Source organism: Syntrophorhabdales bacterium (assembly GCA_035541455.1).
In the GTDB taxonomy this organism is placed as follows: domain Bacteria; phylum Desulfobacterota; class Syntrophorhabdia; order Syntrophorhabdales; family WCHB1-27; genus JADGQN01.
Map to the genome: position 1 here is coordinate 1 of DATKNH010000166.1, position 9737 is coordinate 9737.

At 55.4% G+C, this 9737-nt stretch carries 10 protein-coding genes; 9 read left to right on the top strand and 1 reads right to left on the bottom strand.

Annotated elements, in window-relative coordinates; translation table 11 throughout:
• A partial coding sequence (locus tag VMT71_17950; protein HVN25856.1) for a hypothetical protein occupies positions 1 to 625 on the top strand: 625 nt, incomplete at its 5' end.
• 113 nt (positions 626 to 738) lie between these two features.
• On the opposite strand, the gene VMT71_17955 is transcribed toward VMT71_17950, so the two are convergent.
• Positions 739 to 1779: an aminotransferase class I/II-fold pyridoxal phosphate-dependent enzyme gene (locus VMT71_17955; protein HVN25857.1), complete on the bottom strand. Its 1041-nt coding sequence runs from the start codon at positions 1777 to 1779 to the stop codon at positions 739 to 741.
• Between the two features lie 330 nt (positions 1780 to 2109).
• Here VMT71_17955 and VMT71_17960 point away from each other — a divergent pair, with 330 nt between their 5' ends.
• From VMT71_17960 to VMT71_17995, 8 genes are all read left to right on the top strand, one after another.
• Positions 2110 to 3423, top strand: coding sequence for a replication-associated recombination protein A (locus VMT71_17960; GenBank protein HVN25858.1), 1314 nt, complete (start codon positions 2110 to 2112; stop codon positions 3421 to 3423).
• A 27-nt stretch (positions 3424 to 3450) separates the two neighbouring features.
• Entirely contained in the window at positions 3451 to 4404 is a 954-nt protein-coding gene (locus VMT71_17965) for an HD domain-containing protein (protein ID HVN25859.1), read from the top strand.
• Between the two features lie 24 nt (positions 4405 to 4428).
• The gene (locus VMT71_17970) at positions 4429 to 5145 is read left to right on the top strand and encodes an RsmE family RNA methyltransferase (GenBank protein ID HVN25860.1); all 717 of its coding nucleotides are present in this window, start codon (positions 4429 to 4431) and stop codon (positions 5143 to 5145) included.
• Positions 5142 to 5588, top strand: a complete 447-nt coding sequence (locus tag VMT71_17975) for an RDD family protein (GenBank protein ID HVN25861.1) — start codon at positions 5142 to 5144, stop codon at positions 5586 to 5588. Before VMT71_17970 ends, VMT71_17975 begins: the two co-directional genes overlap by 4 nt.
• A complete protein-coding gene (locus tag VMT71_17980) occupies positions 5575 to 6222 on the top strand; it encodes a hypothetical protein (protein HVN25862.1) in 648 nt (215 codons plus the stop codon). The genes VMT71_17975 and VMT71_17980 overlap by 14 nt, the downstream gene beginning before the upstream one ends.
• A 67-nt stretch (positions 6223 to 6289) precedes the next feature.
• Positions 6290 to 7345, top strand: coding sequence for a DNA-processing protein DprA (dprA, locus tag VMT71_17985; protein ID HVN25863.1), 1056 nt, complete (start codon positions 6290 to 6292; stop codon positions 7343 to 7345).
• Positions 7346 to 7352: 7 nt separating this feature from the next.
• Positions 7353 to 9575: a type I DNA topoisomerase gene (topA, locus tag VMT71_17990; protein ID HVN25864.1), complete on the top strand. Its 2223-nt coding sequence runs from the start codon at positions 7353 to 7355 to the stop codon at positions 9573 to 9575.
• A partial coding sequence (locus tag VMT71_17995) for an FAD-dependent oxidoreductase (GenBank protein ID HVN25865.1) occupies positions 9557 to 9737 on the top strand: 181 nt, incomplete at its 3' end. The genes topA and VMT71_17995, both read left to right, overlap by 19 nt.

The window sequence follows — 9737 nt, forward strand, 5'->3', positions numbered from 1 at the left end:
ACCGGAGGCGGCTGTCCTCGAGCGGATAGGTCAACTCTTCTCGGCAGCTAGGCCATACGTCGTGTACGGGGACCCGCCCCTGTTTATAAGACGATGGGTCTTCTGCGAGTTGCTTCTTTACGGGAAGAGCCGGGGCGTTCGGCAACATCTTAGGGACGGGGGGTTGGCTGCGATCATCCACCATCTGGCCACGGTGAGTTTGGCGCGGAGGTGCTTCCGCTCGTCAACGCGCCCTGGGATATATGTCATGCCCGACGAAGGCTCCCACCATATCGTGCTTCGAACCGACGATAGGGACTCGGTGGACCGGGCCCTCAGCGCTGCCGGGGTGCTGTCTGAGTTGCTACCTGATGAGGTGGCGAGCGTTATCTCTAGACTGTACGATGCGGCGAGGGGGGCGGGTGATCGGGAGCGCCTGGGTCAGGTTCTCAGCGAAATAACGTCCCACAAGCTGCAGGCGTTCTTCGGCGTCCTCGGACCTGACGACATGGTTACGCGAGCCACCATACTAGCGGCGGCGCCGCGCTGGCGACTCATCTTGGAGTACTGTCGGCAAATTGGGGCGAGGGAGGCGGATCTGGCCGACGCCCTGAAAGCCTATCCCACCTGGCGGGAGATCGGTTAGCGGAGCGTATCCCCGCCGCTCGCGATGCCACCTCATCCTTCGCGTTACAGCACAAGATCAGAAGAAATTCGCGGAACCCACGCTGCGGTCTGTGCAGCTATATCGTGCGCGACTCAGCGAGTTGCTCCCCCGGGCGCCATCGTGTTTACCACTTTTACTATCCATCCCAGGCTGCGGAGGAAGCGAGCATTCTGAGCGTGAGATCGGGAAGGGAATGAGAGATACTGGTTGCCCTGCGCATCGCTGTAGTGTTCGACGAGAATTCCCCTCTGAACAAGAAGATTGCTCAGGTCCGCAGCGGAATGCTGGATCCGGATGAGGAACCCCCACGGCGTTGCAATAGGCGCAGCGCCCTCCAGCTGCTCGACTTTCTTTCGGGCGTACTCTGCTTCTGCGGACAAGAACAGCGCTGTTCTTTTGCGATACCCTTTGTCTCTCAGTGATGCGAGCGCAGCAGCCGGAGCGAGAGCGTTGACAGGCCAGGGCTCGAGAAGACCCCTGAGCCGCGGCAGCAGCGCCTGGTGGCCGATCGCATAGCCCAGCCGCAGCCCTGCGAGCGCGTGATAGGTGGAGAAACTCCTGAGGATGATCGCATTGGGTGCAGCTACCACGTGTTTTGCCGGCGACGGATTACCCGTAAAGTCCCTCAGTGTCTCGTCCAGTATGAGCAGCCTGTCGTGTTCGGCAGCGGTCTGGATCAGGTCCGCGACGGACTCCTCTGTCAGGTTCACTCCGGTCGGGCAGTGGGGATTCAGGACCACTGCGGCGTCCACGTCGCGCCAGCTTTTCTTGAATTCTTCAACGTCGATTCGGAATCCTTTGTCTGAATCGAGCATAAAAGGACGTACGGCCACTCCCGCTTTTCTGAGCATCTCCTCGTAGACGCGCGGAGCGGGCGTCGGCAGCAGTATGCTTTGCACGCGCTCGGCTCTCACGAGGAGAGTGAAAAGGTGCGAAGCACCGTGCCCGAGAAGGATCTCTTGTTCTGTTATGCCCTCTGTCTTCGCGAGGTAGTGTGTAAGAAAGCTGGTCTGCGGCAGCCGGTCAACCGATCGTACCGCTTTGCGCATGGCATGGCGCGCCTTGTTTGACGGTCCGATCGGATTCGAGATGAGAGTGAAGTCAACTATCGTATGAGCACCAGGTTTGTTCATATGATTACTATACAACGAAAACCGCAAAGAAACAGATAAATGCGGATAAAATCAAGAGAGATAGTCGCAGATGAATGTACTTGTGCACAGCATCGCGATAGAACGTCGATGCTGTGCACACTCCGTCGCTCCGCGAAGGTGTCAATAAACACGCCTACCCCGCAGGGCTGCGGGTTGACCGACTGTGTCGCTCTATCAGACAGGCGGTCAAAGAAATGGTCATCCGCTCTTATCGTAGCCCCTATCCGTACTTTACCCGTGATAAGAGAATCGCTCTGGTCGGTACGCAAATGGAAAAAGGCACCGTAAGCTGGTATAGTGTAGGCGCTCATGGAGCTGTTCGACAAAGAAGTCGTACGGAAAGAGGTAAGAAAGCCGCTCGCCGACAGGATGCGGCCCAGGAGCCTCGATGAGTTTGTGGGGCAGGAACATCTCATGGGCGAGGGTAAGCTTCTGAAGTCCCTGCTCGACCGGCAGGATGTCCCGAGCCTCATATTCTGGGGCCCCTCGGGGACAGGAAAAACCAGCCTGGGTTTTTTGATCGGGAAGGCCCTGCACCTGCCCTTCGTTGCGCTCAGCGCCGTCACCATCGGCATCAAAGAAGTGAAGGAAGTCATCCAGAAATCGAAGCACCAGAAGCTGATCCTCTTCATAGACGAATTCCACCGCTTCAACAAACTGCAGCAGGACACGTTCCTTCCCTGCGTTGAGAGCGGTGAGATCATACTGATCGGCGCCACGACGGAGAACCCTTCCTTTGAAATCATTGCCCCTCTCATCTCACGCATGAGAGTGGTGACACTGAACGCCCTCACCGACAAGGATGTCCAGACGATAGTGAGAAGGGCGCTCAAGGAGGACAGCGAACTTGCCGCCCTTCCGCCGAAGATCGGCGATGGCGTGCTGGAAGAGCTCTGTACGCTGGCCATGGGAGATGCGAGGAAAGCGCTCAACCTGCTGGAAGTCTGCTACAAGATGGCGTGCCAGCGGAACCCGAATGCTCCGGTGATCGATCAGGAGATGCTGAAGGAAGGGTATCAGAAGAAGGTACTGATCTACGACAAGAAGGGTGAGTACCATTACGACCTGATAAGCGCCTTGCACAAAAGCCTCAGGGGATCTGATCCGGATGCATCTCTTTACTGGCTTGCGCGCATGATAGAGGCAGGCGAGGATCCGCTCTTCATAGCGAGGCGCATGGTCAGGTTTGCCTCGGAGGACGTAGGTAATGCCGACCCCTTTGCGCTGACGCTTGCCATGTCGTGCATGGAGGCCTACAACTTCATCGGTCCGCCGGAAGGGTACCTCTCCCTTGCGCAGGCAGCGGTCTATCTCGCGTGCGCGGAGAAGAGCAATGCGGTCTACACCGCGTACGGGCAGGCGGAACAGGATGTGCGCGATTTCCCGGAATGCCCCGTTCCTCTTCATCTTCGCAATGCGCCCACCAGACTGATGAAAGAGCTCGGGTATGCCCGCGGGTATCTTTACCCTCACGATTACGAAGACGCCATCGTAGAGCAGGAATACATGCCGGATAAACTGCGCGGCAGGACCTATTACCATCCCACGGCGCGCGGTTATGAAAAGAAGCTGCAGGAATTCATACAGAAGGTGAAGAGGGCCCATGGGAGCGACCCCAGATAAGTCGTTCAGGCCGCGGATGAGGAATCGGTGAAACGGCTCTTTGTAAAAGACCTGACTCGTGACGCAGAAGTCAACGATTACTTCATCGTAGTACGGAAGGGTACCTACCTCAGCAAGAACAACACGAAATATATGACCCTCCTTTTGAAAGACCGGACAGGTTCCGTAGAGGCGAGGGTCTGGGAAAAAGCAGACGAATTGGGCGCGCTCTTCGACCGCAATGATCTGGTCTACGTGGAATCGAAGGCAAGAATGTACCAGGAGACGCTTCAGCTCAACGTCACGAGCATCCGGAAAGTTGATCAGGAGCTTGCACCGGATGAACTGAAAGAATTCTATCCCGAGAGCAGCGCTGCCAGCGGCGAGCTTCAGAAGAGCTTTTACGATCTTGTCTCAGGGATGAAGAATCCTCATCTCAGGGCCCTGTTTGATCAACTGGGCAAGAGGAAAGATCTTCTGGAAAAGTTCTTCTATTTTCCCGCTTCCGTAGGCATCCATCACGCGTACCTCAGAGGCCTGCTCGAGCACTCTGTCAATCTCGCGGTCATGGCAAAAGGGATCGCGCCGTTGACCGGAACGGACGAAGACCTGCTCGTGACCGGAAGTCTTCTGCACGACATCGGGAAAGTGGAGGAACTGAAGGTCAAGGGCGGGTTCGGTTATTCGGACAAAGGGAGGCTCCTCGGCCACATAACCATCGGCATTATGATGTGCGATGGCCTGATTGCGGCCATTGACGACTTCCCTGTCTACCTCGGCGACGTCATCAAACATATTATATTGAGCCATCACGGCGAGGCTGAATGGGGGTCCCCCAAGAAGCCCATGTGCCTTGAAGCGCTGGTCATACATTACCTCGATAATCTCGACGCCAAGGTTGTCGGCGTGAGAGAGCATATGCAAGAGAACATGGATGACGAGACGTGGACACAGTACCATAAGCTCTTTGAATCACGGTATTACAAGATTCCTGAAAGGTGAACCATGGAAACAAGAAGGATCTTTGTGGACAAGCTCAAAATGAAAAATGGTATGGTGGTGGTCACGGGACCGTACCAGAAGTACATTGTCAGTGTCCTCAGGAAAGAAGTCGGCGAGCGCGTCGATCTTATCGACGGGAAGGGATATCTCTATCGCTGCGTCGTGAGTGGCACGAAGGGCAAAGAGCTTTACATGCAGGTGGTGGATGTGGTGCACCATCCCGAGGAAAAGAGGCCGAAGGTAACGCTCTTTGTCAGCCCCATTAAAGGCCCGCGAATGGATTGGCTCGTTGAAAAGGCAACCGAACTGGGTGTGGAGCGCATAGTGCCCACGCTCTTCAAGAGAACAGTTATCAAGGTAGACAACGGGCACGTGGTCAAGCCGGACCGCTGGAGAAAGATCTGTATCGAAGCGTCACGCCAGTGCGGCCGCTTCTCGGTGCCCGAGGTTGCGGAGCCCATTCCGCTGCGGGGCATCGTTTCGGATCTGGAGCGCTTCAAACACAGGTGGGTGTTGTATGAAAAGGAGCGGGAACAGACCATCCGCAGTGTGATCAATCTCGAGGTCAAGGGAGAGATATGCGTGGCGGTGGGACCGGAAGGCGGTTTCGAGGAAGGAGAGGTCGCGTGGTTGACCGAGCAGAACTTCACGCCGCTGACCCTGGGCGAGAACATCCTCAGGACGGAGACAACGCCGCTTGTGGTGCTTTCCATTATTTTCTACGAACTGAACATGAGATGAACAGAGCGTCAGTATTCGCAAGGCTCTTTGCCTTCATTACCGATGTCCTCTTCCTCATACTTGTGCAGTTTCTTTTCTTTACGGCGGCCATTCTCGGCCACATGCCCTGGATACGGCCGAGCTCATTCAGCGTTCTTTCGGCAAAACTATCCGGATTTTCGCCGGTACTGTCCCTTGCGTTCCTTTTTGTGGTACTTTACTACTTCACGTCTCTCACTGCCGACGGAGAGCAGACCATCGGCAAAGCTATTTTCGGCATTCGTGTCGTCACAACCCGCGGGGAGAATCCGGGCAAGATCCGGGCGTTTCTGCGGTGCATCTGTTACGCTCTTTCTGCATTGCCGTTTTTCCTCGGCTTCGTGATGGCATTTCTTTTCAGGGGGCGGGCATTACACGATATCCTGTGCAGGACAATGGTGGTGAAGGCGGATGACGACTGGTAGCAAGGCAGGAAAAGTCGGCTGCGGCTGCCTTTTATTCGTGGTGATCCTATTTCTGGTGCTGGCCGCGCTCCTCGTGCATCCTTTCTCGCTCAGGGTGCTCACGGGCCTGCTTGTCTATGAGGACAAGATTGTCCCGTCTGATGTGATTCTCGTGCCGCGATTCATGGAAGACAGGAACGGTGAGCTCTATCAGGAGGCGTTCAGGGAATTCTGGGCGGGTAACGGAAAGATCGTGTACGTTGAGGACGATCAGGTTCTGGGCATGAGCGTGAAAGAGATTGTGGCGAGGATGGCGAAAGCGCGGGGCGTCAAGGAAGACGTGGTGAAAGGACTGGAGATACGTGTCGACGACAAGGCTTCCGTTGCCAAGGTGAAAGAAACACTGGCCCACGCGGGCGCCAAAAGGGTCATCCTGATCGTACCCGAGTATGCGTCGGAGAGATACCATGTGCTTTATGATTCGGGTGGCGAGAAGGAAAAAATCATTTTCCTGGTGAAGCCGGCAACGGTGTCCTATTTCAAGAGAGAAAAATGGTGGGCAAACGAATTCTCGCGCACGGGCCTGCAACGCGAGCTCTACGGGCTCGGCTCATTCTACTTCGGCCGCTTCAAGTACGGGACGAGTGAGAGATAGGAAAAAGATAAAGCAGGTTGAGGTTGAGGAAGACAGGAAATAGATAAAACAGGTTCCTGGTCACTTTATGGATGAGATCGTAGCTACGCTCGGCCTGGCGCGAATGCCGGGCATACCTTATATAAGAAAAAAGGAACTCATCGAGGGAGCGGAGCGCGTTGCGTCGCTTTTTGAAGGAAAGGCAACGATCGATGACCCGAAACTCACGGAGCGATGCCGGTCTTTTAAAGGCCTCGGAAAAATAGAGAATGAACTGACGAAGCTCGACAAACTGGGCGTGCGGACTGTCACGCTGCGCGACGCTCTCTATCCCCTGCAACTCAAGAGCATCCCTGATCCTCCGCTGGTGCTCTACTTGAAGGGTCGACTCCCTATTCAGGATCAGACGATTGCCATTGTGGGATCGAGGAAAGCCACCTATGAAGGCATAAACCTGGCGGAACGGATCGCCGAAACGCTGTCGTCGCTGGGCGTTACCGTGGTCAGTGGTTTTGCGAGAGGCGTCGATTCGTCTGCCCACAGGGGCGCTTTGAAAGGAAAAGGCGGCACGGTAGCTGTTTTCGGATGCGGCATCGACATCTGCTACCCCGCGGAAAACAAGCATCTTTACGCAGAGATCGAGGCTAAAGGGCTTCTTCTCACCGAGTATGCGCTGGGAGAGGCACCCCTGCCGCGCAATTTTCCTGCTAGAAACCGCATCATTGCGGGCCTGTCGAAGGGCGTGCTGGTCATCGAGGCAACCTCAAGAAGCGGTTCGCTCATCACGGCGAGGCTTGCCCTTGAGTACAATCGTGAGGTGCTCGCGGTGCCGGGCAGGGTCTTCGACGAGGAGTATAAAGGCGCCAACAGCCTTATCAAGCAGGGGGCCAAGCTTGTGGAAGGCATGGAAGATATCATCACGTCATGCTTCCCCGGTCTTTCATTGGAAAAGGATCATCGACTTGAGATGGACGAGGATGAAGATTATATTTATGGCCTGATGGGTCTTAACAGGATTCACGTGGATGAGCTTGCAGAAAAGAGCGGCAGGGAGATGAAGCATCTTTTGCCTCTGCTGACGAGACTCGAGATGAAGGACCTCATCCGGCCCCTGCCGGGAGGTTTCTACCTAAGGAAGGTGTGAAGGGCGTATGGCAAAGTCATCAGCAAAATCGTTATTGATAGTTGAATCACCGACAAAGGTGAAGACACTTTCGAAGTTCCTGGGTAAGGAATTTACGATCAAGGCTACCTACGGCCACATCAAGGACCTGCCCAAGAGCAAAATGGGTGTGGACGTGGACGACAGCTTCAAGCCACACTTCGGGCTGATTAAGGGCAAATCGAAAGTCGTCGACACCCTCAAAAAAGCAAGCGCGGAAGCGGACAGAATCTACATCGGCTCAGACCCCGACCGGGAAGGGGAGGCGATCGCCTTTCACGTAGCAGAGGTGGTGGGCAAGAAGAAGCCGGTAAAGAGAGTCCTCTTCAATGAGATCACAAAAAAGGCAGTGGTCGAAGCCATAAAATCTCCGCAGGATCTGGACGAATCGAAGTACGAAGCACAAAAGACGCGGCGTATTCTTGACCGGCTGGTGGGTTATCAGATCAGTCCGCTGCTCTGGGAGCGGGTGAAATACGGTCTGTCTGCGGGCCGGGTGCAGTCTGTGGCGCTGAAGCTTGTCTGCGAGCGGCAGGATGAGATTGACGCTTTTGTCAAAGAGGAATACTGGAGCATAGAAGGCCTGTTCACGCTTGCTTCCGGCGAGACATTCGAGGCGAAACTAGAGAAGATCGGTGACGAAAAAATAAAAATACCCTCGAAGCAGGAAGCCGACAGGTTTAAGGCGGAAGCAGCGAGTAAGTCCTATACGATCACCGGGATAGAAGAGAAAGAGCGGGCCATTATGCCGCAGCCTGTTTTCAAGACGAGCAGCCTGCAGCAGGAGGCCTCAAGAAAGCTGCGCTTTTCACCATCAAAGACCATGCTTATCGCGCAGAAACTCTACGAGGGCGTCGATCTCGGAGAGGGCACGACCACGGGATTGATCACTTACATGAGGACCGATTCAGTGCGCGTCTCTCATGAAGCGCTGGGAGAGGTCCGGAAGTTGATAGGCAGTCAATTCGGGCCCGGGTATGTTCCTGAGAAACCGAATTTCTTCAAGAACAACCGTGCGGCGCAGGACGCCCACGAGGGCATACGGCCCTCGGACGTGACGCTCGACCCGGAGCGCGTGAAGCCCTTCCTGGAGAAGGATCTTTTCATGTTGTACGATTTGATCTGGAAGAGATTTGTGGCGTCGCAGATGGCGCGCCTGAGACTGCAGCTGAAATCCGTAGACGTTGCAGGCGGCGACTACCTCTTCGTAGCCAGGGGTTCCACCATTCTCTTTGACGGCTACACAAAACTCTACGAAGAGGATAAGTCCGAAGACGAAGAGAGCAGGATACTTCCGGAGATGCGGGAGGGTGAAGCGGTGAGCCTCACGAACCTCTCGGGTCGTCAGCACTTCACCAATCCGCCGCCCTATTTCACAGAGGCGTCGTTGATCAAGACGCTTGAAGCAAAGGGCATAGGCAGACCTTCCACGTATGCCGCAACCGTGGGCACGATTCAGGAGCGCGAGTACGTGAGGAGAGACAGGGGAAGGCTCATGGTGACGCCTCTCGGGAGAACGGTCAACAGTCTGCTCACGCATTCTTTTCCGAGGATCGTCGATTATGATTTCACTGCTAAGATGGAAGAAGGCCTGGATCAGATTGAGGAAAAGGAAAAGGACTGGATTGCCGAACTGAACGAGTTCTATTCGGTGTTCAAGGAAGAGATGTCGGCGGCAAAGAAAGAGATGAAAAACCTGAAAAAGGAAGAGCGGCCGACCGACATCATCTGCGACAAGTGCGGGAAACCGATGGTGCTGCGGTGGGGCAGAAACGGCGAGTATCTGGTGTGCACCGGCCGTCCGGAATGCAAGAACAAGAAGAACGTGGAAGTGGATAAGGACGGAAAGATAAGCGTTGTTGAAGAAACTTTTCACGGGGTTTGCCCGAACTGCGGGGGCAACCTTGTGGAGAAGACAGGCAGGTTCGGTCGTTTCATAGCGTGCAGCACTTATCCCAACTGCAAGTTCACAAAATCCATGTCCCTCGGATTTCAGTGCCCGCTCGAGGGCTGTACCGGAGAACTGGTGGAGCGGGTCTCGAAGAAGAAGAGGAAATTTTACGGCTGCAGCAGATACCCCGAATGCACGTTTACGACCAGCTCGACGCCAAAGGCGGGCGAATGTCCCAGTTGCGGGGCGCCGGTCGTCTTCGGCTCCCGGGGAAGCACGTTCTGTCTTCGGAAGGACTGCGGTTGGAAGTCACGGTCGTAGGCGCCGGCCTTGCAGGCACGGAGGCTGCGTACCAGCTGGTAACCCGAGGCATCGATGTAGTGCTCTACGAAATGCGGCCGCGGCGCAGTACACCGGCCCACAAGACAGGCGACTTTGCCGAGCTCGTCTGCAGTAATTCCCTCAAATCCAAAGAACTGACCA